Origin of the sequence: Peribacillus muralis, from assembly GCF_001645685.2 — a bacterium.
Taxonomy (GTDB): Bacteria; Bacillota; Bacilli; order Bacillales; family DSM-1321; genus Peribacillus; species Peribacillus muralis_A.
This window is the reverse complement of sequence record NZ_CP017080.1, coordinates 1,462,625-1,485,528: the sequence shown is the minus strand read 5'-3', so window position 1 is coordinate 1,485,528 and position 22,904 is coordinate 1,462,625. Positions and strand designations below refer to the sequence as shown.

Annotated in this window: 25 protein-coding genes; 9 read left to right on the top strand and 16 right to left on the bottom strand. The window is 41.8% G+C overall.

The window, feature by feature from the left end:
• Positions 1 to 386: 386 nt before the first annotated feature.
• Positions 387 to 1,052 carry a YkyA family protein gene (locus ABE28_RS07140; protein ID WP_083231984.1) on the bottom strand — a complete coding sequence of 222 codons (666 nt, stop codon included), beginning with the start codon at positions 1,050 to 1,052 and terminating at the stop codon, positions 387 to 389.
• A gap of 215 nt (positions 1,053 to 1,267) precedes the next feature.
• Between ABE28_RS07140 and ABE28_RS24395 the strand changes: the two genes are divergently transcribed.
• Both ABE28_RS24395 and def read left to right on the top strand, forming a co-directional pair.
• The gene (locus ABE28_RS24395) at positions 1,268 to 1,438 is read left to right on the top strand and encodes a YjcZ family sporulation protein (protein WP_083231983.1); all 171 of its coding nucleotides are present in this window, start codon (positions 1,268 to 1,270) and stop codon (positions 1,436 to 1,438) included.
• Between the two features lie 250 nt (positions 1,439 to 1,688).
• A complete protein-coding gene (gene def / locus ABE28_RS07135) occupies positions 1,689 to 2,243 on the top strand; it encodes a peptide deformylase (RefSeq protein ID WP_064466416.1) in 555 nt (184 codons plus the stop codon).
• 49 nt (positions 2,244 to 2,292) lie between these two features.
• Here def and ABE28_RS07130 read toward each other — a convergent pair whose 3' ends face one another.
• Positions 2,293 to 3,060 carry a Cof-type HAD-IIB family hydrolase gene (locus ABE28_RS07130; RefSeq protein ID WP_064466417.1) on the bottom strand — a complete coding sequence of 256 codons (768 nt, stop codon included), beginning with the start codon at positions 3,058 to 3,060 and terminating at the stop codon, positions 2,293 to 2,295.
• An 883-nt stretch (positions 3,061 to 3,943) separates the two neighbouring features.
• On the opposite strand from ABE28_RS07130, the gene ABE28_RS07125 reads away from it, so the two are divergent.
• Both ABE28_RS07125 and rnjA read left to right on the top strand, forming a co-directional pair.
• The gene (locus tag ABE28_RS07125) at positions 3,944 to 4,153 is read left to right on the top strand and encodes a DNA-dependent RNA polymerase subunit epsilon (RefSeq protein ID WP_061144117.1); all 210 of its coding nucleotides are present in this window, start codon (positions 3,944 to 3,946) and stop codon (positions 4,151 to 4,153) included.
• A gap of 3 nt (positions 4,154 to 4,156) precedes the next feature.
• Positions 4,157 to 5,827 carry a ribonuclease J1 gene (gene rnjA / locus ABE28_RS07120; RefSeq protein ID WP_064466418.1) on the top strand — a complete coding sequence of 557 codons (1,671 nt, stop codon included), beginning with the start codon at positions 4,157 to 4,159 and terminating at the stop codon, positions 5,825 to 5,827.
• An 82-nt stretch (positions 5,828 to 5,909) separates the two neighbouring features.
• On the opposite strand, the gene ABE28_RS07115 is transcribed toward rnjA, so the two are convergent.
• The 8 genes from ABE28_RS07115 to ABE28_RS07075 form a co-directional block, all read right to left on the bottom strand.
• Positions 5,910 to 6,569, bottom strand: coding sequence for a potassium channel family protein (locus ABE28_RS07115; RefSeq protein ID WP_064466419.1), 660 nt, complete (start codon positions 6,567 to 6,569; stop codon positions 5,910 to 5,912).
• A 42-nt stretch (positions 6,570 to 6,611) separates the two neighbouring features.
• Positions 6,612 to 7,736: an N-acetyldiaminopimelate deacetylase gene (locus ABE28_RS07110; RefSeq protein ID WP_083232233.1), complete on the bottom strand. Its 1,125-nt coding sequence runs from the start codon at positions 7,734 to 7,736 to the stop codon at positions 6,612 to 6,614.
• Positions 7,737 to 7,813: 77 nt separating this feature from the next.
• Entirely contained in the window at positions 7,814 to 8,524 is a 711-nt protein-coding gene (gene dapD, locus ABE28_RS07105; protein ID WP_064466421.1) for a 2,3,4,5-tetrahydropyridine-2,6-dicarboxylate N-acetyltransferase, read from the bottom strand.
• A gap of 126 nt (positions 8,525 to 8,650) precedes the next feature.
• On the bottom strand, positions 8,651 to 9,535 hold the full coding sequence (locus ABE28_RS07100) for a transcriptional regulator CcpC (protein ID WP_064466422.1): 885 nt from the start codon (positions 9,533 to 9,535) through the stop codon (positions 8,651 to 8,653).
• 686 nt (positions 9,536 to 10,221) lie between these two features.
• Positions 10,222 to 11,715, bottom strand: a complete 1,494-nt coding sequence (locus ABE28_RS07095) for an MDR family MFS transporter (RefSeq protein WP_064466423.1) — start codon at positions 11,713 to 11,715, stop codon at positions 10,222 to 10,224.
• A 115-nt stretch (positions 11,716 to 11,830) separates the two neighbouring features.
• A complete protein-coding gene (cbpB, locus tag ABE28_RS07090; RefSeq protein WP_064466424.1) occupies positions 11,831 to 12,268 on the bottom strand; it encodes a cyclic-di-AMP-binding protein CbpB in 438 nt (145 codons plus the stop codon).
• Between the two features lie 122 nt (positions 12,269 to 12,390).
• Positions 12,391 to 12,537 (bottom strand): hypothetical protein, encoded by a 147-nt coding sequence (locus tag ABE28_RS25450; protein ID WP_167353388.1) that lies wholly within the window; start codon positions 12,535 to 12,537, stop codon positions 12,391 to 12,393.
• A gap of 1,173 nt (positions 12,538 to 13,710) precedes the next feature.
• On the bottom strand, positions 13,711 to 13,950 hold the full coding sequence (locus ABE28_RS07075) for a YkuJ family protein (protein ID WP_034314086.1): 240 nt from the start codon (positions 13,948 to 13,950) through the stop codon (positions 13,711 to 13,713).
• A 183-nt stretch (positions 13,951 to 14,133) separates the two neighbouring features.
• On the opposite strand from ABE28_RS07075, the gene ABE28_RS07070 reads away from it, so the two are divergent.
• Together ABE28_RS07070 and ABE28_RS07065 are read left to right on the top strand one after the other, a co-directional pair.
• Complete coding sequence (locus ABE28_RS07070) at positions 14,134 to 15,093, top strand: MBL fold metallo-hydrolase (protein ID WP_064466427.1); 960 nt, start codon at positions 14,134 to 14,136, stop codon at positions 15,091 to 15,093.
• Between the two features lie 92 nt (positions 15,094 to 15,185).
• Positions 15,186 to 15,419 carry a glutaredoxin family protein gene (locus ABE28_RS07065; protein WP_064466428.1) on the top strand — a complete coding sequence of 78 codons (234 nt, stop codon included), beginning with the start codon at positions 15,186 to 15,188 and terminating at the stop codon, positions 15,417 to 15,419.
• Positions 15,420 to 15,461: 42 nt separating this feature from the next.
• Here the strand turns inward: ABE28_RS07065 and ABE28_RS07060 are convergent, their stop codons facing one another.
• The 4 genes from ABE28_RS07060 to ABE28_RS07045 all read right to left on the bottom strand — a co-directional run bounded on the left by ABE28_RS07060 (position 15,462) and on the right by ABE28_RS07045 (position 19,669).
• The gene (locus ABE28_RS07060) at positions 15,462 to 15,947 is read right to left on the bottom strand and encodes a DUF3993 domain-containing protein (protein ID WP_064466429.1); all 486 of its coding nucleotides are present in this window, start codon (positions 15,945 to 15,947) and stop codon (positions 15,462 to 15,464) included.
• 169 nt (positions 15,948 to 16,116) lie between these two features.
• On the bottom strand, positions 16,117 to 16,344 hold the full coding sequence (locus tag ABE28_RS07055) for a hypothetical protein (RefSeq protein WP_064466430.1): 228 nt from the start codon (positions 16,342 to 16,344) through the stop codon (positions 16,117 to 16,119).
• 72 nt (positions 16,345 to 16,416) lie between these two features.
• Positions 16,417 to 17,625 (bottom strand): EAL domain-containing protein, encoded by a 1,209-nt coding sequence (locus tag ABE28_RS07050; protein ID WP_180319998.1) that lies wholly within the window; start codon positions 17,623 to 17,625, stop codon positions 16,417 to 16,419.
• A 187-nt stretch (positions 17,626 to 17,812) separates the two neighbouring features.
• Positions 17,813 to 19,669: an SLC13 family permease gene (locus ABE28_RS07045; protein WP_064466432.1), complete on the bottom strand. Its 1,857-nt coding sequence runs from the start codon at positions 19,667 to 19,669 to the stop codon at positions 17,813 to 17,815.
• Positions 19,670 to 19,814: 145 nt separating this feature from the next.
• Between ABE28_RS07045 and ABE28_RS07040 the strand changes: the two genes are divergently transcribed.
• Entirely contained in the window at positions 19,815 to 20,681 is an 867-nt protein-coding gene (locus ABE28_RS07040) for a metallophosphoesterase (protein ID WP_064466433.1), read from the top strand.
• 159 nt (positions 20,682 to 20,840) lie between these two features.
• Here the strand turns inward: ABE28_RS07040 and crcB are convergent, their stop codons facing one another.
• Entirely contained in the window at positions 20,841 to 21,203 is a 363-nt protein-coding gene (crcB, locus tag ABE28_RS07035) for a fluoride efflux transporter CrcB (protein WP_064466434.1), read from the bottom strand.
• Complete coding sequence (locus tag ABE28_RS07030) at positions 21,200 to 21,580, bottom strand: fluoride efflux transporter FluC (RefSeq protein WP_064466435.1); 381 nt, start codon at positions 21,578 to 21,580, stop codon at positions 21,200 to 21,202. Before ABE28_RS07030 ends, crcB begins: the two co-directional genes overlap by 4 nt.
• Positions 21,581 to 21,741: 161 nt before the next feature.
• Between ABE28_RS07030 and ABE28_RS25515 the strand changes: the two genes are divergently transcribed.
• Positions 21,742 to 22,056, top strand: a complete 315-nt coding sequence (locus ABE28_RS25515; RefSeq protein ID WP_373921335.1) for a hypothetical protein — start codon at positions 21,742 to 21,744, stop codon at positions 22,054 to 22,056.
• Positions 22,057 to 22,339: 283 nt separating this feature from the next.
• On the top strand, positions 22,340 to 22,843 hold the full coding sequence (locus tag ABE28_RS07020; RefSeq protein ID WP_064466437.1) for a YkyB family protein: 504 nt from the start codon (positions 22,340 to 22,342) through the stop codon (positions 22,841 to 22,843).
• The last annotated feature ends 61 nt before the right edge of the window (positions 22,844 to 22,904 follow it).

Sequence of the window (22,904 nt, the reverse complement as noted above, 5' to 3'; positions counted from 1 at the left end):
AAATATTTTAAACCTATAGAACACCCAACATGGAATTTGTGCCTCTGTACTAGTTTTGGTTTTATAACTGTTCCATTAAAATTGTCCCATCTTTCAATTCACGTATGCCAAAGGATATCATTTGCATTGACTCACGCATCCAAGCGATTCGAAAATCCCTTGAACTAAAGGCATTATTGATAATTGAGGGAATATTCCGAAAAAATATTCAAACGCTTTCATCTCAATCTGCTGTTAGATTTTCCGCATTTGATTTCTTTTAGTACAGGTATTGATTTTTTCACTATTCAGTTTGCTCGAATAGTGATCCCGGAATTTCCGCAGGAACGGATATAGGTTGATCTACAAAAAAGGAGCTGTGAGTTAAAATCACAGCCCATCAATATTTATTCTTTTGTAGAATCAGCCTTTTCTATGCCTGAACTGTCATAAAAACTTTCTTTTTTTTGATTGGATTTTTCCGTTAACGCGTTAAATTGCTTATTAGTTTTCAATACTTTTTCATAAGAGGTATTGATTTTCTTGATTTGACCTTGTAATTCATCCATTTTCAAATCTTCTTTTTTAAACAGCTCATATAACTCACGATCATAAGCAAGGCTTTCCTGGTAGGCTTCATATAATTTGTCATAGGTGTCATATCGTTCAGCCATGACTTTTTTCATTTCAGTCGCTTCTTTTTTAACCTTTTCATCCTCTATTTTGCCGATTTGTACATCTATCTTATCAAATTCTTCTTTTGAGGATTGCATACTGCTTTGTTCCTTATCGATTATTTCTTCCCGTTGGTCAAGATTCTTGGTTGCTTCATCTGAAATTTCCACGATTTGTTTATAATCATCCATTCCAAGCTTTATGATTTTTTCGTACTGTTCTTGTTCTTTTTTCTCCAAGTTATTAAGCGGCTCCTGATGTTGATTGAATTCACTTTCCTTATCTGCCGTTTTTTCTAAAATTTTGTGGACTTTTTCCTCCGGTGATCCATTAAAACAACCGGCCATGATCAGTAAAGTGGAAAAAAGTAAAATAACAATTGCGCCAAAACGCTTCAATATACACAGCTCCTTCTGATATTTCTTCGAAGATTTATAATTCTTTGATTTCCGTTAAAGCAGCAGACACTCGTACCATTCATATTCGTAACAGGATTTTTTCATTACTGGGCGTTAGCCTACACCCTTTAAGCCATACTGCATAGGCTGTATTGACCGTTTCAAATCAGAGTGGTCATCATGTAAAACCAATACAAATACGGAGGTATGAAATTATGTATGGAGGTTACAACCAGGAATGTTGTTATCCAGTTTCAGCTGCACCCAGCTATGGTTATGGTGAGCAATGTGGTGGCGGTGGTGGGGGCTGCGGCTTTGGAAGCGGCTTTGCCCTAATCATCGTCCTTTTCATCCTGCTCATCATCGTCGGCGCTTGCTTATGCTAAACAGATAATTACTATTACCTTTACCCGAATATGTTATCTAGTTACCCTAAATCACAAAAAAAGATGTACTTTTTTCAATCGACCTTAACACGTATATAAAAAACAACGGATGGGAAGGGGATTTATCCACGGATCCTTTCCCTTTCCCATTCTCTTTAATTGTTCTAACCATTCCATTAACTTTCGGCACGTTTTTTGTTAAAATAACCCTATACATATCATTAACAATTTTTATGGGGGTGAAAAAACGATGCTTACTATGGATGATTTTGTTAAAGAAGACGACCCTATATTAAGGAAAGTCGCAGTGGAGGTCCCACTTCCTGCATCGGACGCTGATAAGCAGCTTTTAGCCAGCTTGATGGAATATGTCCAAAACAGCCAGGAACCGGATATCGCCTCTCTATATGGGTTACGGGCAGGAATCGGCTTGGCCGCTCCACAGGTGAACGTTTCTAAAAGGATGATAGCGGTTCATTTGAAAGATAAGGATGATAAACTTTACAGCTATGCGCTTTTCAATCCTAAGCTCCTAAGTCATTCCGTGGAGAAGGCTTATTTGATAAGCGGAGAAGGATGCCTTTCCGTTAACAGGACTGTTTCCGGCTATGTACCACGTTATGCTCGAATAACGGTTGTAGGTACGGACTTGGAAGGAAAATCGATCCAACTCCGGCTGAAGGGCATTCCGGCCATTTGCTTCCAACATGAAATCGACCATCTGAACGGAATCATGTTTTATGATCATATCAGCCAGGAAGACCCTTATGCCGTGCCAGATAATTCAATAGCGGTGGAACGGTGACCCATTCATGAAAAACTCCCGCCTGTTGGGCCGACGGGAGTTTTTATTTTTATATGAGTTCAAGTTCCTTCAAACCGAAATATATGCCATCCTCATCGACATCTTTCGTTACAAAGTCAGCTTCCTGCTTCACAAGTTGCCCGGCATTTCCCATTGCCACGCCATAGCCCGCCACTTTAAGCATTTCAATATCATTTAACCCATCTCCAAAAGCATAGACATCTTCGAGGGCAAACCCGACTTTTTCCATTAATATTTTTATGCCTTCTGCTTTTGAACCTCCAAATGGGAGTACGTCCGTTGAATATGTATGCCATCTAATGAAATGGAAGTCATCATATTTCCCAATATAATTTCCTTCTTCATCTTCCGTACAAAATAATAATGCCTGATATATTTCGTGATCCTCATAAAAATCGGCCACATGCTCAGGGTGAGGGAATTTCAAGGTGCTTAACGCTTCTTCGACTCTGGTATGATGAGGAACACTTGATTTCATCGTTTCTCCATTCATGAAGACGATAGGAATTTCATTTTTTTCAGCATGTTCATGAAGTTTCCTTACCTCAGATGTACTTAGTGGGTTTTTATACACGACTTTCCCTTCAAACACAACATATTGGCCATTGAAGCTTACAAATGTATCGATGCCCAGCTCTTCCCTCAAGGATTCAAACATGAATGGTGCCCTTCCTGTTGCAATCGCAACGAACACCCCGCTGTCCTGCAGTTGCTTAATGGCTTTTTTCGTTGAGGCCGGTAACTTTTTTTCGTGATCCAACAATGTTCCATCAATATCAAAAAATACGATTTTCACTAATCATTCACTTCCAATTCTTTCGATTTGTCCATTACTAATATGTACCCATTTAATAATTGTCATCAAGATAAGTCAAGTAACTCTGCCAAATTCCACTATAAGTCACGTTTTTTATTCAAAAGTGTGCATATACTATCGTTAAGAGTTCATCACTCCTTACTCCATTCACCATTTCTCCCTATTCGCCTCTCAAAATACAGTTACCTGTTATATGAGCCTTTTTTTTCAAAAATGAACCAAGTACTTGTAAAGACATATTTACATTATTGAATAATCCTATACAATAATAACTAAGGGAGTGTGATCGCCATGTTAAAAAAGCTTCGTAAAAAGCTTGTAAAACAGTGGAATGATCTTTTAAGAAAAAAATCCATCGCATGATTTGCCATTCATGTCTTGTCATGGCCGTCATCCATTTGCGAATTTTTTTCGGACAGCCCTTCAAAAACTTGCGGAGGGCTTCTTCCTTGTTGTAAAGTTCTTGTTAAGCATTCTTTCCATTGGTAAAGTTCCGGCCAGTGGTTACTATACATATTTCGTTTTGGATATGAGCCGGTTTTTTTAAAAGGAAGGAAACGTTTATGATTTTCAGTAATTGAGATAAGCTGAATTCGCCAGAAAACGAGCTGTCCAAAACTTTCTTTGCCAATTTAAGTTTTACACCTAGTAAAAACGGATAGGATAGAGGATAGAGGACTAAACGAATCGGTGATCTATTTTTATATACTTTGTCAGACATTAGTATATTTAGTTCAGCAAAACCCCTTCCGTTTTCATGGCGGAGCTGGGTTTATTTTTACATGATGTTGAAAAACATGTAAAAATTGTTGTTTTTATATATAATGAAAAAAGCAATGCATACAAGTGAGGAGAGATTAAAATGGTTTTTAAGGTATACTATCAAGTAACCATATCAGAGGTTCCCATCAGGGAAAATACTAAAACAATGTTTGTCGAAGGTGAATCCGTTCGTGACGTTCGTCTAAAGTTAAAAAAAGAACCTTATAACGTGGAAATCGTACTACCGGTAACCGGAGCGTATTTAGACTATGAAAAACAAAATGAAGATTACAAAGTATTGGAGCTATAATTTATGAAATTCGTAAAAAATGATCAAACAGCTGTATTCGCCCTGGGCGGTTTAGGCGAAATCGGTAAGAACACATATGCAGTTCAGTTTCAAGATGAGATCATCGTCATTGATGCTGGGATTAAATTTCCGGAAGATGAACTTCTCGGTATTGACTATGTGATTCCAGACTACAGCTATTTAGAGAAAAATGTAGATAAAATTAAAGGTGTCTTCATCACCCACGGCCATGAAGACCATATTGGCGGGATTCCATATTTACTTAGAAAAGTGAACGTCCCTGTATACGGCGGGAAGCTGGCACTTGGCTTGCTTCGCAATAAATTGGAAGAACACGGCCTGTTACGCCAGACGACGATGATTGAAATCAGTGAGGATGAAGTGATTAAGTTCAGGAAGACTTCCGTCTCCTTCTTCCGGACAACCCACAGTATTCCTGATTCCTATGGAATCGTTGTTAAGACGCCACCTGGACAAATTGTCCATACTGGTGACTTCAAATTCGACTTCACTCCAGTTGGTGAACCGGCCAACTTGACCAAGATGGCTGAAATTGGTAAAGAAGGTGTATTGTGCTTACTGTCGGATAGCACGAATAGTGAGGTCCAGAATTTCACGATGTCCGAAAGCCGTGTCGGTGATACCATTCAGGACATTTTCCGTAAGGTTGACGGCAGGATCATTTTTGCAACATTCGCATCAAACATTCACCGGCTTCAGCAAGTGGTGGAGGCAGCAGTTGCAAATGGCCGTAAAATTGCCGTTTTTGGCCGCAGCATGGATTCCGCCATATCAATAGGCCAAGACCTTGGCTATATCGTGGCACCGAAAGATACATTCATTGATGTACAGCAACTAAATCGCATGCCTGCGAACAAAGTGACCATCCTTTGTACAGGGAGTCAAGGTGAACCTATGGCAGCCCTTTCGAGGATTGCCAATGGAACACATCGTCAAATCCAAATCATCCCTGGTGATACGGTCGTATTTTCTTCTTCACCTATTCCTGGCAACACGATCAGTGTTTCCAGAACGATTAATCAATTATATCGCGCAGGTGCAGAAGTCATTTCAGGCCCATTGAGCGATATCCATACATCAGGTCATGGCGGACAACAGGAACAAAAGCTAATGCTGCGTTTAATCAAGCCAAAATTCTTCATGCCGATTCATGGTGAATACCGGATGCAAAAACTTCATGCCCGCCATGCAGTCGACTGCGGGGTTCCAGAGGAAAACTGCTTTATCATGGATAACGGCGAAGTGCTTTCCTTAAGTGAAAATACAGCACAAATCGCTGGTAAAATCCCTTCAGGTTCGGTTTACATCGATGGTAGCGGCATAGGAGATATCGGTAACATCGTTTTGCGCGATCGTCGAATCCTGTCTGAAGAAGGTCTTGTCGTTGTCGTTGTCAGCATCAATATGAAAGAATTCAAGATTGCTTCGGGTCCTGACATCATCTCTCGCGGGTTTGTATACATGAGGGAATCAGGCGACCTGATCAGCGATGCCCAATCCTTGATTACTAAGCATTTGAATAAAGTGATGGATCGCAAGACTACACAATGGTCCGAGATTAAAAATGAAATTACTGATACATTGTCTCCATTCCTTTATGAAAAGACTAAGCGCCGTCCGATGATCCTACCGATCATCATGGAGGTACAATAAACAATAATAACCCCAGCCATTAAACGGCTGGGGTTTTTGTTCTTCCTTAGAGTCAGGCCGGATGATTAAGCCCAGCCCTTTTTCATTCCACGATTTTCTTTTCAAAACGATTGATATCTGAATCAGCACCGATAACGATCAATATATCACCCTTATGGATCATATCGTTTGCCTGCGGGGAGACGTTGATTTCATTCCCCCGTTTTATCGCGACGATATTCAGTCCATAGTGGGCACGGATATCAAGGTCGAATATGGAGTTTCCGTTCATCTTTTGGCTTGCAACTATTTCGACGATGGAATGTTCATCGGACAGCTCCAAATAATCAAGAATATTATTGGAAACGATATTATGGGCAATTCTCCTCCCCATGTCACGTTCGGGATGCACAACATAATCAGCGCCGATTTTCCGAAGTACCTTCTCATGATAATCATTTTGCGCTTTTACCGTAACATTCCCGACTCCCAGCTCCTTCAGCATGAGAGTCGTCAATATACTCGCCTGAATATTCTCGCCAATGGCTACAATGACATGATCGAAATTACGAATCCCTAAATTTCTCAGCACATTTTCATCTGTCGTATCTCCAACTACGGCATGTGAGGCGATCCTTGCAAATTCATTCACTCGATCTTCATCGGCATCGATGGCGAGCACTCCCAATCCTTCTTCCGCCAATGTTTTTACTATACTGCCGCCAAAACGCCCTAGACCAATCACAGCAAATTCTTTTTTCACTATAAACCCTCCAACATCATTACTCTGTGTTCCATATGAACTTTAAGCTTCGTTCCCTTTATACGTTATATAATTGGCAACATGATTGATCGCAATTTCGATTGCCTTTTCATCAGGATTCAACTTGGAATGATGCAACCCGAATTCGGATGAAACACCTAGCCAAAACATGAAACCAGGAATCTCTTTTAGCATATAACCAAAATCCTCACCAGTCATCGCTTCCGTACAGCAATGCAAATGAACCTCAGCTGCCGCCTCAGTGAACTCCATGAATTCCTTGGTCAATCGCTCATCATTATATACTTGATGGTACATGGCGCCATAATCTATCTCTGCAAGGCATTCATAACCAACTTCCAAGCCCTCTACAAGCGCTTTTATCCTCGACTTGACCTTAATCATCGTTTCTGGATTAAGCGTGCGTATTGTGCCTTCTAGACGCGCAGTCTCGGCTATAACATTTTGCACCGTGCCTCCGGTGATTTTGCCAACTGTAATGACGGCTGAATCAAGCGGATTGACATTTCGGGAAACGATCGTTTGTAACTGTCCGACAAGCGAGCAGGCAGCGATGACCATGTCCCTCGTTTCATGAGGGTACGCTGCATGTCCGCCCTTCCCTTTCAAATCGATGAATAATTCGGATGTATTGGCAAATAAAAGCCCTTCCTTAACGGCAATCGTCCCTACTGGATATTCTGGGGCAATATGCAAGGCAAGAATGATGTCCGGTTTCCATTTTAACATCGCATCCGATTTCAGCATTGGCTCCGCACCGCCTGGCCCTTCTTCCGCTGGCTGAAAAATGAATAGTAGATCATCATCGATTGGGTTATTGCTGAAATGGGTCAATAGACCCAAAGCGATGCTCATATGGAAATCATGACCGCATGCATGCATATGCTCCTCATGCGTCGAGGCGAAAGGCAAGCCTGTCTCTTCTTTGATCGGCAGTCCATCTATATCAGCTCTGTAGCCAATCATTTTCCGAGGGTCCCTTCCCTTCACCTTGACGAATATCCCGGTTTTCCAAGTTTTTATTTCCATTCGCTCAGGGGGTAAACCCAATATGTAATCCATTAAGTATTGGTGGGTCTTGAATTCTTTGAATCCAATTTCCGGAATTTGGTGCAATTCACGCCGGATCTCGGCAAAAGGATATATATTCACATGATTTTCCTCCCTATACAGAAAGCGTGGATAAAATTATCCACGCTTTAGACAATATTCTCTTAAAAAAATTAAAGCTGGCGAAGCTCTTGCATAATCTCTGTTTTGGATTTCGTTTTTTCATCGATTTGCTTGATGACCTTTGCCGGGATTCCAGCAGCAACAGAGTATGGAGGAACATCTTTCGTTACGACAGCGCCAGCCGCTACAACTGAACCCTCTCCGATTTTAACGCCTTCAAGAACGACCGCATTGGCTCCAATCAATACATCGTCTTCCAATATGACCGGTTGTGCAGAAGGAGGCTCGATGACGCCTGCCAATACAGCCCCTGCACCGACATGGCAGTTTTTCCCAACGGTAGCCCGACCGCCAAGAATCGCATTCATGTCAATCATCGTACCCTCGCCTATGACGGAGCCAATATTGATTGAAGCCCCCATCATGATGACCGCATTGTCCCCGATCGACACTTGATCACGGATTATCGCACCAGGCTCGATACGGGCTTTGATGCCTTTTAGATCCAATAAAGGAATGGCAGAATTACGGCGATCATTTTCGACTACATAATCCTCGATTTTCGTATCAGCCGCTTTAATTGCATCTTCCACTTCAGACCATTCGCCGAATACGACTCCTGTATTCCCTGTAATGAAGGTTTTGGAAGTTGCACCAAAGTCGATGCCTTCTAAATCCCCTTTGACATAAACCTTGACTGGTGTGGACTTCTTACTATTTGAGATAAAAGAAATGATTTCATTTGCATCCATTTTATTCATTCCGGTTAAAACCTCCTAATTATGTATCAATACTCGTCTTAAATTTACCAGACAACTGCTGGCAAGACAAGTTGAATGTCACTCGATTTTATTAAACTCACCCATCTTACATGTTCTTTAGCGGATTCATATCATGCCTTGTTCGCGAATATGTTCCTTTACCACTTCCGTGAATGCTTGCACCTGCTTTAGCTGAAAAGCGGATTCATATCCGCAAAGCCAGGTATCTCTTTCAATCGAATGGTTATGCCCATCCAAAAGCGGGATCTTGAACACATTCGTATCTTTGTCATGTAACGTAATGGCTGGCAAAATGGCATATCCTATGCCATTGAACACCATTTGCTTACATGTTTCAATTTGGTCGACGACTATTGTATTTTTTGGGGTCGTTTTAAATTGGCGATGCCACCAGTCCTGAATTTCCTGATAATAATTGGAATCACTTTTAAACTGAATGAATGGCCGATCCGTTTCGAACACTTGATTCAATTCCTTCATTTCAGTATCCACCAAATAGAGCATATCGGTAAATAAGTGCTGTTTGATCCCTTTCCAATCAGGTGCTCCCCTGATGATGCCAACATGCACTTGGCCCTCATATAAAGATTTTAAAATCTCACTGCTCCAGCCTGTGATTAGCGAAATTTTGGCATATGGGTATTTTTGGACAAACTTCTTCAAGACTTGAGGCAGCCAATTTTGGCCGACGATCGAGGCGCAGGCTATTTTTAAAGTGCCATATACTTCATGATCCATTGCCTGGATGCTTTCCCTTACCTTCTCTTCTTTTTCGATCACCTCATTTGCCAATCGTATCACCGCTTCTCCTGCAGGCGTCATTGAAAGTCCTTTTTGTGAACGGAGGAACAGTTTCGAGCCCCAATCCTTTTCTATTGATTGTAAACGCTGAGATAAAGCCGGTTGCGAAACAAACAAGCGCTCAGCCGCTTTTCTCATATTCATTTCTTGAGCTAGTACGGATAATAGATGAAATTCTGAAAATGACATACACACCAACCTCTTGATAATTAATTCTTATCACGATGATTTAAATTATTTACATGTAATTATCAACAAAGTCCGCTTATAATACAAGGGAAAAGAAACGGAGTGATTTCCGCTACCGATCATTTTATTGCTGGTCATCCGTTTTGCAAGCCTCCTTCGAAGTCATTTTAGCATGCAGAGAAGGCCTTATTGGCACTCCTATCCTCCTTGAATAGGTTTCCCGATTCACCAAGTCATAAGCTCAGCATTTTCCCCATTATGTTTTCTTTTCGTATTAGCCTTGGTTGGCGGCCTTTTTGCCAATTCTTTTTCTGAAAAGATGATGCACTTATGCCATCAGTCTCTTGACGATTTCCTTGGTGATGAATTTCCACAAGAAGCCCAAACCGGATTCGGGATCAGTGTTCGGTCCAGGATGGGCAACCAATGGCACCACGTACCTTCAATCCCTCGCCTTCACTAGATTCCAAACGTTCATAAGCTTAACAGCTTCAAGCATCACCGTCTTCCTTGCAGGTAACATCGGACGGATATTTACTTTATTTTACAAGCGGTTCCCAGCTAGACGTTCTTGTCGCCCAGAACATCTCTGTGAGACAGCTGAGTTCATCTCGATTGATCATCCGCGTTGGCCCCTCCCTAAGTAAAGGCAACCTCATGAATGAGACTGCCTTTAGCTATTAGGCCTATTTATTCTTCGTTAGTCTCGTAAGCAAAATGAAGCTAACTATAGAAAAAGCGAGGACAATGAGATAAATCGTGTGCAGCGACAATGTGAGACCTTCCTGCAGAACCTTCACGACAGTATCAGGAAGCATTTCCCTTTCTTCACTGTTCAATAATTTATTGGCGGTATCGATCGTCACTTCCGTCCCTGCAGGTTCATGTTCGCTTATATAGGAGTGAAGTTTGGTATTCATGACTCCTCCAAGCAAGGCAGCTCCTACCGTATTGCCTAAATTACGCATGAACATATTGGATGCTGTAGCAATTCCACGCCGTTCCCAGCTGACCGTCTTCTGGATGACGACAATGAATGAAGTGGAAGTCAGCCCCATTCCCACCCCGACGAAGAAAGAGCCAATCGCTGCCAGGAGAGGGCCTGCTTCAGGCTTCATCCAGACCAGGATCAAGCTTCCGATAATCAAGGAACATCCACCTAGGAGAGAAGTCGATTTAAATCCAATCTTCATTAAGAGCCGACCTGAAACCATGGATGCAATCGGCCAGCCAATCGACATGGCAGTCAAGGTAAAACCGGCCACCGTTGGCGAACGTTCCATTACACCTTGAACGAATGTCGGAAGGAAGCTCGACAAACCGATCATCATGACCCCTGTCGTAAGCGATACAAGATTAGCAATCAAGATGGAGCGCTCCTGCCAGATTTCAAAGGGCATCATTGGTTCGGCTGCCCGCTTTTCCTGGAGGATGAACAAGATGAAGGCAAGCAGTGCCACCAATGCCAATGAAATGATCGGAGCCGAAGCCCATGACCAATTTCCACCTTCTACAAGGACCAGCATGAGAGTGGAGATGGACAGGGTCAATAAGGAAGCTCCCAAGTAATCGATATCCCGTTTTTTCTTTTCGATATTTTCATGAAGGAAAAACCATATTCCGATAAAAGATAAAATGCCAAGAGGGATATTCACCCAGAACACAAGCTTCCAGGTTAGGTTTTCAACAAGCAAGCCTCCAAGCGCCGGTCCCATGACCGCCGAAATGCCCCATACACTCGATAGATACCCTTGAACACGTGCCCGCTCGTCATTTTTATAGATATCCCCAATGATCGTTGAAGCTACAGGAGCTACAGCCCCAGCGCCAAAACCTTGAATAAACCGGTAAATGATAAGTTCAGTCATACTATTGGCAAAGCCACAAAGAAATGAGCCAATTAAAAATATAGCAATTCCAAATAATAAAACCGGTTTTCTTCCGAGGATATCGGATAGCTTTCCATAAATCAAGACGGTCACGGCATTCATTAACAAATAACCTGAAAACACCCAGCTGTATAAGGAAAAGCCACCTAAATCACTGACAATGGCCGGCATTGCCGTTGATACGATGGTCCCTTCAATGGCGTTCATGAACATGGCCAGCATGATGGCCAGCAATATGAAGGGACGTTTCAATTTTTCATCCTGTTTTTTTGAAAGACTCGCTGTTTTCATTTTCGCATCCTCTCCAATATGTATTGATGAACCCAACTCGAAGTATATCGGTAGAAACAGGAAAACTCGCCAATTGGCGAGTTTCGAAGGTAACCATAATGTGCAGCCGAAGCATTTATTCAGGTGAATTTTGTTTAAATACTTTTTTCAGTATTGCCCTTCTCGTTAAGATTCCTTCAAATACATGTTCATCATTTTCTACACAAACAAATGGATGATCTATTAACAATTCCACACCCTTGGTCAGTGTATCTTCAATATGCAGGCGAGGTATGTCTATATTCATTATTTCTGAAACTTTTTTATTCTCAAGATTATCGAATTCAATTCGTTCCAGCCCCAAGATTGAATCAAGAATGACTGGTGTGCTAATCAAACCATGCAGCTTATACATCGGATCTAACACAGGAATGGCCGTATAACCGCTCTTTGTCAATACCAGTAGTGCATGTTCTAAATTATTGGTTACCTGCACGTGGGCCACGCGTTCAGAAGAAATCATCAAATCTTTAACGCTGGATTCCAATAAATCCCCATCATGAGTACCGATCATGTTAAAACCCCTTACCATATGTTTTTATATACAGCTCTCCTTTTAGTTTAACATATGTAAGCTGAAAAGGCTCATTCCCAGTGCAATAAAATCCCAAACTGCAGGATTTTCGTTTACAATCCTTAGCCCTTACTTGTTTTAATGTTAACCTTTTTGTAACCGCATTCAGGGCATTGATAAATTACATTTTGGTTGGATTGTGCCGTCAATACATTTTCCATTTCCCGTTCCTCGCCGCAAGCAGGGCAAATTACGATTGGATTTTTCATATACATCCCTCCAATTAATAAGATGTCGATAAAATCACTTCTTCATTCAAAAAGTGAAAAGGACTCGCTTCTATAATAAAACTCCTTTTCTAAACGAAAGTCAGCTTTTGTCAGTTTAATGCTTTTACTCGAGAGTTTGGGCTTTGCATCGAATTTAAGGCAGGTTCTCATAAAAATCGCCTTTTCACATGCTTTTTGTACCTTTTCTCTCCAGCTATATATGGACAATCGGGGGATTCCCTCTTTGTCTTCACGCAAGATGACAAATCAACAAAACTATAGGCAATGGCGTTCAATTTTCGTTTTCACACAGAGTGGAATGAAACGGAAGGTGCGAGACTCCTGCAGGAAATGCGTGTCTACTTGAGACCCCGCAGGCTGAAAGCCGAGGAGGCTCAAGGACCGCCCGCGGAAAGGGAGCGCCTGAAGTGCAATGAAACGCTCGTCGTACAAAACAACAAAAACTATAGGCAACGAAAATTCCCTCTTCGTTTTCACACAGAGTGGAATGAAACGGAAGGCACGACACTCCTGCGGGAAATGCGGTCTAAGGGAGACCGCACAGGCTGAAAGCCGAGGACGCTCCCCGACCACCCTCTGGAAAGCTAGGCATCTGCAGAGAAATGAAACGCTCGTCGTACAAAACAACAAAAACTTATGGCAACGAAAATCCCCTCTTCGTTTTCACACAGAGTGGAATGAAACGGAAAGTGCGAGACTCCTGCGGGAAATGCGTGTCTAAGGGAGACCGCACAGGCTGAAAGCCGAGGACGCTCCCCGACCGCCCTCTGGAAAGCTAGGCACCTGCAGAGAAATGTAACGCTCGTCGTACAAAACAACAAAAACTTATGGCAACGAAAATTCCCTCTTCGTTTTCACACAGAGTGGAATGAAACGGAAGGTGCGAGACTCCTGCAGGAAATGCGTGTCTACTTGAGACCCCGCAGGCTGAAAGCCGAGGAGGCTCCCCGACCGCCCTCTGGAAAGCTAGGCACCTGCAGAGAAATGAAACGCTCATCGTACAAAACAACAAAAACTTATGGCAACGAAAATCCTTCGTTTTCAACGACCACTAGCAAAAAACAAAAAACCGTAGACAAACTCCATTATTACCCGAGTTTGTCTACGGCCTGAAAGCCTATCCAAAATGGAGGTCAGCTTTTACTTGTTTTTTTAAGATTGAAGAAGATCAAAGATTTCAATGGTAATCATATCGATATTATCGAATTGATATTTCGATGATTTCCCTTTATCACTGTATACTTCAAGCTCGAACATTTCTGTTTTGCTGAAATATGTAACCTGGCACTTTTTCACACCATCTATTTCAAAAAAACGTTGAGCAGATTCAGATTCCTTCGCTTGCTCTTGAAGACTTTTCAATCTGGTAAGGATGCCCTGTAATTGAGACATACTCCCTCTCCTTTCTGAATAAAACCTTTTCGATAGGTTTCACTATACCATACTTTTCTATCCAGTAGCCACGCTGAAATAAATTCAGAATAATTTAAAACTTCATTCTTTACATGGCACTATTATCAGCATAAAATAAGGAATGGATTTTGTACATGAAAAATTTTCTGGAGGTAGATTCGATTGCAAAACATTAGTGAACTTGGTTATCGCATTTCTTTAATTGATGGTTTTGATCTGGATAGAAGAAATCGAACGGGAACATATGTAATTGCCGATACGGATATCACTTTAGTAGAAACTTCCGCCAGTCCTTCCATCCCACACTTACTCAAGGGGCTCGCTGAACTTGATATAGCCCCCGAGGATGTTACATATATCATTCTTACCCATATTCATTTGGACCATGCAGGCGGTGCCGGACTTTTTATCCAACATTGCCCCAACGCGAAAGTGATCGTCCATCCAAAAGGTGTACGGCATTTGGAAGACCCAACACGTTTGATAGCCGGCGCTAAAGCGGTTTATGGGGAAGACTTCAATAAGCTTTTCGATCCGATCCTGCCCATTCCCCCTGAAAGGATGATATGTAAACATGATCGGGAAACCTTAAAAACCGGTGCTAACTCCACGCTGACTTTTTATGACACCCCAGGCCATGCAAACCATCATATGAGCATTTTCGATTCCATGTCAAAAGGGATGTTTTCTGGTGACACGATTGGCATCTATTATCGCGAACTCGATGAGGAAGGTTTGGAATTTCACTTACCCTCCACATCACCAAATCAATTTAACCCCGAAGCCATGCTGGCTGCAGCAGAATTGTATGAAAGCGTCGGCGTGGAGCGAATATATTTCGGCCATTACGGGGTCTCTGAAAACCCTAAAGAAGTATATAGACAACTTCAGTACTGGCTGCCTATTTTTGTCGAGACCGCGAAATCGGCATTCATGGAATACGATGACTTAGAGGATCGAGTCGCAGCGACCAGTAAAAATCTTTTCACCGAAGTGGCAGCTCATCTGGAGGAAAAGGGGATAAGCATGAATCATCCTGTTTTTGATATCATAGCCCTGGATCTGAATGTTAGTTCCATGGGATTGATAGACTACCTGCTAAAGCAGGAGCAGAATAAGTAGATTGGTTTTTGAACCATTTTTCTATCCAAATGGCTTGGCGTTGCCTATAATGAAAGAGGAAACCTTACCTAGAGCATACATGGAGGAATGAAATGAAAAATGTCACGCTTTATACCCAACCCGATTGCCCTCCCTGCAAAATCATGAAAATGTTTTTTGATGATCATAATGTCGTTTATATGGAAAAAGATATTAAAGCAGACGGACATGCACGCAAAGAATTAACGAATAAATATGGAGCTTACTCTACACCAACGGTTGTCATCGATGGGAAGGCGATCATCGGCTTCGAACTAGATGCAATTAAAAAGGAACTGAATATATAAAAAAAAGTCTGGGGGGTATCCCATCCCAGACTTTTTCAACGCCTATTTCGATTTTTCACCTTCAAATTTTACATCCTTTACCTTCCAAACGTCATTTTCTTTTATCAATGTAACTGATTCAACATGTTTCCCGCTTGATACCGGTCCGTCCTCTGTGTCCGGGAACTCCTCTTGCACATAAATGACCTCACCGTTAGTCCCGTACACAACTTCTGTATTTTCATCGTAGCTGAAGAACGGAATATAATAAGGGGCGAAGTCAGATCCAAATGCAGTATACCCACCTTCGGCTTCCACTACATTCGCTTGCACAAACTTCTTGATGAAATCATCTGTAAAATGTTTTTGGAGCTTGGCATTAATCGCTTCTTTCGTGCGTACTTCCTCGCTTATCGATCCTTGATTCTCCAAGGCATCCTTTACTAAGTTAAGTGCTTCTTCCCTATGTAAGCCCTCTGCCGATGCTGTGAACCCTCCGCCTAAAAAAAGAAGGATACTGGCAAGACATGCAACTACAAATTTACTCATCCCTATCATCTCCTCATTATAAAATTTCCAATTGGTTCCGACTGATTATTGCCTATGTTCTTTCAATACCCGCCCAGGGCAAAGCGAAACTACAAATTGACAAGGAGTCCACAATTTCCCTTTAACATAAAGAAGAAGATTTCAAGTGATTGAAATCTTCTTCTTATAACTATCGAAAAGCATAGTAGAAAATAAAACCGGCAACCAAAACCGTTCCAACAATAAGAGAAACGAATATTGGATTCTTTAAATAAGGATGCTCTTTAACTGTATCATCGATTGTCGAATCATATCTTGCTTTCACTTTCTGTGCCCTGGCTACAGAATATGTATAATAAAGCAAATATAACGCCATGACTGTAACGACTATGAGTAGAATCCAGATGTACGTGCTCAAAATATGTCTCCTCCAAGCGCATCATTTTGCTTATGGTTACACATATCAAGCTTTTATATACATGAATCGTTTCTATAAAAGGGCATCATTTTCATACAAATAACTATAGGAAAGATCAAAGAAAATGTATTCCTTATTATTAAGGGGATAAGAAAAGGTCCTGATCGTTTCCCCAGTTTCGATATCACTATATAAATCAGATAATATCCCCTTTTTCTCATTGCGCATCTTTACGATGTTTTCAAGGAAATAAGGTCTCCAGCTCCAATTTTTATTGAGATAACTTGGCTGAGCAATCCACTGCCCGTCCTTTTGGAGGATATTAGGTGACTTTTGATAGCCTTCTTCATCACAAATGTATAATCGGAAACATATGGAATCCAACTTTTCTGCCATCACCCCGAGAAATTCTTCATGAGACCCAACTCGCTTTTGCTGCTTTAAGAAGGTGTGCATATACTCGTTAAATTGCAAGGTCTTTTGATATACGGCTTCCAGCTTCTTCGTTTCAAGCGAAATGAACGACTGACATTCCTGATGGAATTTTTCACGAAGTAAATCTTTATTGATGAACTCGCCTTCGGGCTTGGCTAAAAAGAACCCTTGATAATACCGTCCCCCGTTCTTCCAAGCAAAGCGGAGCTGATATTCAGATTCAATGCTCTCAAATAATAAATTGGCACCGATTTTACGCGCAAGCATGCTAAGGGAAAACAAGATGACCTGATAAGCATCCCCACCTGAAATCCGAAGCTGATCCAAGTTAACTTTTAAAATATTCGGAGAAATTTGTGCAATTTGGTCCAATTGCGTATCTTTACCTAAATGATCGAAAGCTATTTTTATTCCGTATGTTTTAAAATAAGCAAGAACATGCTGTAGAGGGGCAAAATTTTCCGGGCTGATCGTATCTGATAACTCTAATACAACCCTATGCATTTCCTCAGGCTGAAAATGACGATGCAAGATTTCCATGAATTCTTCGCCATGATCGAGCATGAGCAAATTCGGGTCTCTATTAATGAAAATCAGAAAATCCTCACCATAATCTTTTATTCTTTCCAAGGCTATCTCAAGTACGTAATTATCCACTTCCACCCTATACTCTTTAGGCACTGAAGAATCGTGAAAGAATGTGCCCAGGCTTTTATATTCCGATTGCTCCTCATAACGCCCTAAAATTTCATATCCGATTACCTGATGTTGATCTGCACTGAAAATCGGTTGAAAGAATGGTGTCACCCTGTCTAAATTTTTTAATATTTTTTCTGTATCCAAGATGCATCTTCCCCCTAATTACGAAAACACCAATATGCAAAAATTATACCATTAGTTTCTAATATTGATAATAAATAATTTCATTTCCATAAGTTAAATCCCATTTCAACCCAATTTCATTCTGCTTTTGCCTTTTCCCTATATTCATAATAAAGGCATTGTCCATAACTAGACAATGCCTCATATCCCATCAAAAAGGGAAAATCCATGGAATCGTGATAACCATTATGACACCGATGAATATCTGTATCGAAATTCCAATCATGATAAAATCCTTATATTTGTAATCCCCTGCCGTCATGACCAGTGCATTGGTAGTAGCCACCCTCGGTGTGGATAATGCCAAACTCCCGGCAACAGCTAGGCATATGAAAACAGGAATCGGGTCGATCCCTTGATTGACGGATGATGTTAGCGCAATGGGTGTCATGATTACGACAGCCGCCCCATATGGGATGAATTGACTCAGGATCAACGTCAAGAGGTAAAACACTGCCAGAATGCCATGTGGACCGATATTGCTGAATAACACGGCCAGCCAATCACTAATCATTCTCACCCCACCCGTATTATTCAACGCCTCCGCTATACCGAACATCGCAGCAATCAAAAGTATAGGCTCCCAGTTAATCTTTTGGTAAGCATCTTCCATCGATCGCACACAGCCAGTAATGACCATCAGCAAGGCTGCCGTCAATATTGCAAGCACAGGTGGTATCGACTCCAACGACAAAAGAAAAACCATCAATGCCGTGATACCTAAGGAAATCCAAGCTTTGACTTTGGAGTAGACATGCGCGCCATCCTCCGAAGTACTCCCGATAACGATGACGTCCTGCAAATCCGTCGAAATCCTCTCAATGTTCTCCCATTCACCATGTATCAGGATGGCATCACCCGGTTTCAGACGTTCCGTACCGACATCCGCTTGAATATATTCACCATTCCGATTGATTGCCAGCACATTACATTGATATTTCTCACGGAAATGGACATCGATCAATGTTTGATTTTCATAATCGGAATTAGGTACAATCAATATTTCCGTCAAACCAAATCTGCTGCTGAGGAAATGTTTTTTTATTTGTTCCGTATTGAAATGTTTGAATTCCAGTTCATAGTTTAGCGCCAATCTCTCAACAGCTTCTTCTTCGCCGAACACCAATATGATATCGTCAGGGTGAAGCACCTCATCCGCCCTGGCCGAAATGGTAAGCTGCCTTTGCAAAAGCGGCAATTGCTTATCCTTCGGCTTCCGCTGAATTTCAATTAGTGTCAATTCATATTGAATCGGAAGCTGTAAGTCTGACAGCCTTTCTCCAACAATATCCGATGTCGGGGGTATATGCAGATAGTGCAATCTGTCATACACCTTGTACATACCGGCAAGTTCGCCTGCCGACAATCCCTTGACACTATTATTGGCCGCAATCGTTTTTTCCGGCAGCAGCAGACGCCCCAGTGTCAGCATGAAGAATAAGCCGGCTGCAAATGCAATTAAGCCAATCGGTGTAAAGTCAAAATATGACAATGTCCCCAATCCGTTTTCCTGCAGGACATCAGCAATGATCATATTGGACGGTGTACCAGTAAGTGTCAATAGCCCGCCAATACTGCTTGCATAGGCAAGAGGCAATAAATATCTTGTCGGGCTTGTTTTTTGTTGTAAAGCCATGCTCATAACGAGCGGCAGCAAAATGGATACAATGCCCGCTCCACTTAAAAACGCACTTAATACCCCTGCCGTCAGCATGACGATAAGCAGGGATTTCCACTCACTTCCCCCGCATAGACCCAATAGCCTATTTCCTGCCTTTTCGACAATACCTGTATTCAAGAGGCCTGCACCGACGATAAATAGCCCAGCCAGCATGATCACCACTTGATTGGCAAAACCTGCGATAAGCTCATCCAACGTAAGTATCCCCAGGAGACCGAGTACGGAAAGTGCACTAAGCGCAATTAAATCCGCGCGAAATTTCCCTTGTATAAAAAGCGCAATTGCGCATAGAAGTATAATCAGTGTTATAAACAATGGTTCGGTCATCTTGTTACCTCCGTATAGATGTTCAATTTCAAACCGTATAGGGTTACATTTTTTCATATGCGCTTCGAAGATATTTTCTTCATATTTTGTATATTGTTTGTTAGTATGAGGAAGTAACATTTTTAAATCAGATAGGTTGATTAATTTGAATAAACCCATATCCAGAAGAACTTTTTTAAAAAAGAGCTTTGGTACACTGGCTGCCATAACCGGTTTTGGCATCGGCGGAAACTATTATGCTCATAATTTGGAGCCAAAATGGTTAGAAACCAAGTATAAGGTCATCAGCCACCCTCTGCTCCCAAGAGGATTTGATGGCATGAGGATGATTCAATTCAGTGATACGCATTTAGGCTTCCAATTTCAGCTTAAGGATCTACAATCAGTTGTCAATAAGATCAATCAACTGAACCCTGATGTTATTTTCTTCACCGGAGATTTAATGGACCACCCTAATGAATACAAGGCGCAGAAGGAAATACCCTCTGTGTTGAATCAACTCAAAGCTCCGCTTGGAAAATTCAGCATCTACGGTAACCATGATCATGGCGGATACGGCTCAACGATTTACAGCAATATCATGAAACAATCCCATTTTACCATGCTGCAAAATACTTCCGCCAAACTTTCCTTATTGTCGGGTGAAGAAATTTTCATAGCCGGGGTCGATGATGCCATGCTGGGGAAACCGGATTTTGAAAAAGCCCTTGCAGGGATTCCAGGTGAAGTTTTCACGATCATGCTCTCGCACGCCCCTGATTTGGCCGATACATCACGTACCTACAACATCCAATATCAAATAAGCGGCCACAGTCATGGAGGTCAAGTCCAGATTCCATTCGCCGGGGCGCTTGTCACTCCTCCGTTCGCTGAAAAGTATCGGGAAGGCACATATGAACTCGATTCATTGACGTTACATGTCAACAGAGGGCTTGGTACCACCCGGCTACCCTACCGTTTCCTTTCGCGACCTGAAATTACGGTTTACGAGTTCAAGGTCGAAAAGGGATAGAAAAAGAACACAGGGGAAAGCCGCCAGACTTATTAACAAAACCTGTGCGACAGAATGACTTGTTGTTGCCAATGTATTCTTTATGAATTATAGCATTAGATATATAAATGAGAAAACTTAGTTTTTTTTTACCAGTCACATCGTTAATCATCATGTATGTTATACATATATCAAATATCCACTTAAGAAGGCGCCGATACAGCCTAAAATCGATACCGTTATATAGATGAGGCTATCTATATAACGGTATTTTCTTATGAGTTCGATCGTTTCCATACTGAATGTGGAAAAGGTCGTGAACGCCCCCAGGAAACCTATTGTCAGGAAAACTTGAACGGAGGAATCCCAAGCTTCTTTCTGAGGGAATGCAATTCCTAAACCGAAAGAACCTACCAGATTAATCAGTAAAATACTAAAGGGTATCGAACCGGAAGGTAATAGCCTATTAAAAATCATCTGCAGAACATATCTTGTGGCTGACCCAAAGAAACCTCCGATAAAAACTGAAAGAACGTGATTCATCTCCATTCACCTCTTCGTTCATTGAAAAGCCCCAGTCCGAGAAAACCGGCAAGCAAGCTTAAAGAAACGCTGGCCCCCATATACACACCTGCATACAACACCGATGTCTGCAGGAAAATAACCGATTCCTGTGAAAATGTGGACATGGTCGTGAAACCGCCACAAAACCCGCTGCCCAAAGTTAAAAAAACGAGCGACTTTTTTTTCGAGGCGAAATAACCATTGATCGTTCCGAGTAAAAAGCTGCCTACTATATTTATTAAGAGGGTTCCCAACGGAAGGAAGGAATGGGCGGTCGCCAAAATTACGCAATAACGCAACAAAGCGCCTGCTGCCCCGCCAAAACCAACTGCTAAAACGCTTTTTAGGAATTCCATTGCAGACACCTCTGTTTTTTTCATAAGTAGATTCATTATAACAGATTGAGGGGAAACAGGCTCTTTTCTAAAAAAAATCCATACTATGTATGGAATTATAGGAAAGGAGGCCAATTATGCAAGCACAGTATTTGCCTTACCACTACTACCCTCAATCCTTCATGCTACAGGATGAATACAGGAATGGATATGGGAATGATTCTGGACCTGAATATTGGGATGACGAGCGATTCTTTCCTTTCTTTCCTCTATTAGCACCAGTTGCTTTTGTAGCGGGATTGGCAGTGGGACCATTGTTATTCAATAACCGTCCACCAGCCTATCCGCCGTATCCTCCCCCCTACCCACCTTACCCGCCAGCTTATGCTTACCCTCCTTATCCTGCTTATCAAGGTTTTCAGGGTTACCCCCTTCAACAATTCGGTGCACAGGCACAGGCTGGAGTTTCTGAAAATATCAACATATACACTCAATAAGAATTTATCAGAAGGCGTCATTGAACGTCTTCTTTTTCTTTGCCCAATCGACGTCAATTTGAAATTTACTTCCTTATCCATTTTGAAGTGGTATAATATGAAATGCATAGATGGTAAAGTGTTGGTAAAATTTGTCCAGTTCTAAAATTGTACATGCATCATTTTTATTTGGTCATGAGCCCAAGTGGCACCGCCTCTTTATTATCTCAATATAAATACAGGTATTTATTGAAGGGCAGATGCATCATTCCTTCTAACCTTATTAAGAAAAGGAGTTTCCATAATGAACGAAACGAAAGGACATTCTGAAGGGGAAGAGTTTTCGATCAACTCCCTTGCCCAAGCCGTGTTTATCGTTAACAAGCATGCGAAGACCGCGTTGGAGCCAAAAAGTCTATATCATTTAAAACGGCTCGCATTAAGTAAACTTATGCAAGAAGGCAAAGCGAAAAAGATTGGCCTGCATTTTTCCGATAACCCCCGCTTTGCAGCGCAGCAATCCGACGTCATTGTCGAATGCGGATCGTATGTTTTTCATTTGCCTCCCACGAAGGAAGATTTGAAAAAACTCCCCCACCTCGGCAGCCGGGCAGCATCCATACGAAACCCTAAAGCCGCTTTGTCCTTATCCAAGGCAAAACTAATCCTGCAATCTTATGTTGGACAAGCAGGTGACAAACAACCTAACCTCGCAACCGAGAAAAAGGCTTACGGCCGGGGAGCGGTCAAGCAGCCTTTTCACAATCCATTCCCATCCTCCTTTTTAGGAAAAGGCTCCAAGTATTAAGGATTGAATAATTCGGGATAAAACGAACGGGCCGTGAGGTGATGCCTCCGGCCCGTTTTCG